This is a genomic window from Devosia sp. (assembly GCF_034675085.1).
GTDB lineage: Bacteria > Pseudomonadota > Alphaproteobacteria > Rhizobiales > Devosiaceae > Devosia.
In genome coordinates, this window is record NZ_JAUCDN010000475.1 from 1 (window position 1) to 1,647 (window position 1,647).

Here is a 1,647-nt window from a genome sequence, read left to right on the forward strand (position 1 = left end):
CCTGCAATCCCAATATTCCCACCGAGGAAGTCTTCACCACGCCGCACAAGCTGCGGGTGGACGGCTATGTCGCCGGCACCAAGCCGCTCAGCCACAATGGCGCGCTGATCGAGGATATGCAGGCGCGTTTCGAGGGTGGCCGGCTGGTCGAATTCAAGGCCTCGAAAAACCAGGACCTCTTCAACAAGGTGCTCGACACCGACGAAGGCGGCCGGCATCTGGGCGAAGTGGCGTTGGTGCCCCATTCCTCGCCTATCTCGGCCTCGGGCATCCTGTTCTTCAACACGCTTTATGACGAGAACGCCTCCTGCCACATCGCGCAGGGCCAGTGCTATGCCGATTGCTTCGTGGACGGCAAGAGCCTCACCCCGGCCCAGATCGCAGAGCGCGGCGGGAACAGCTCCAACATCCATATCGACTGGATGATCGGCTCGGACAAGATCGACATCGACGGCGTGCATGCCGACGGCAGCACCGAGCCGGTGATGCGCGGCGGCGAGTGGGCGAACCCGGTCTGAAATAGAAGGGGCCGGCGGAAACTCCGGCCCCTTTCCTATCACCGGGTCATTCCGGCCTGCGCCGGAATGACACCGCTTATGGGGAAGGTTCAGAACAAGACTGACCCTCCCTACCCCCGGAACTCATTCTCCCGAATGCTCTCGGGCTTCATCTGGATAGAAAAGCCCGGCAGTTTCGGCGGCATGTAGGCCGCGTTCCTGATCTCGCAGGGCTCGATGAAATGTTCGTGCAAATGGTCGACATATTCGATCACCCGCCCGTCCTTGGTGCCCGAGACCACCAGATAATCGATCATGGAGAGGTGCTGGACATATTCGCACAGCCCCACGCCGCCGGCATGGGGCCAGACCGGCAGGCCATATTTGGCCGCCATCACCAGCACCGCCAGCACCTCGTTGAGCCCGCCGATGCGGCAGGCATCGATCTGGACGATATCGATGGCGCCGTCCTTGATGAACTGCTTGAACAGGATCCGGTTCTGGCACATCTCGCCGGTCGCCACCTTGATGGGCGCAATGGCCTGGCGAATGGCGCGGTGGCCCGAAACATCATCAGGACTGGTCGGCTCCTCGATGAAATAGGGATTGAAGCGGCTCAGTGCCTTCACCCAATCGATGGCCTCGCCCACCTCCCAGACCTGGTTGGCGTCGATCATCAGATAGCGGTCCGGCCCCATGATTTCGCGGACGATCTCGAGCCGGCGGATATCGTCGTCGAGATCGCGTCCCACTTTCATCTTGATATGGCTGAAGCCGGCCTCGACCGCCTCGCTCGCCAGTCGCCTCAGCTTGTCGTTGGAATAGCCTAGCCAACCTGCCGAGGTGGTGTAGCACTGGTAGCCCTCGGCCTTGAGGGTGGCGATGCGCTGCTCTTTCTCGGGCAGGGCGCGGCGGAAGATCTCCAGCGCTTCCTCCGGGGTGATGGCGTCGGTCAAATAACGGAAATCTATGATGGAGACGAGCTGCTCGGGGCTCATCTCGGCCACCAGCTGCCACACCGGCTTGCCGGCAATCTTGGCCCATAAATCCCAGACCGCATTGACCACGGCGCCGGTGGCCAGGTGCATGGCGCCCGTGTCGGGGCCGATCCAGCGCAACTGACTGTCGCCGGTCCCATGCCGCCAGAAGG

The 1,647-nt window shown here is 62.1% G+C and carries 2 protein-coding genes; one reads left to right on the forward strand and one right to left on the reverse strand.

All coding sequences use genetic code 11. The features are described from left to right. On the forward strand, window positions 1-518 hold a 518-nt coding region (locus VDP82_RS17875; RefSeq protein WP_323016164.1), incomplete at its 5' end, for an aminopeptidase. 110 nt (window positions 519-628) lie between these two features. Here VDP82_RS17875 and VDP82_RS17880 read toward each other — a convergent pair. Beyond that, the coding region (locus tag VDP82_RS17880) for an enolase C-terminal domain-like protein (protein ID WP_323016165.1) at window positions 629-1,647 on the reverse strand (1,019 nt) is incomplete at its 5' end.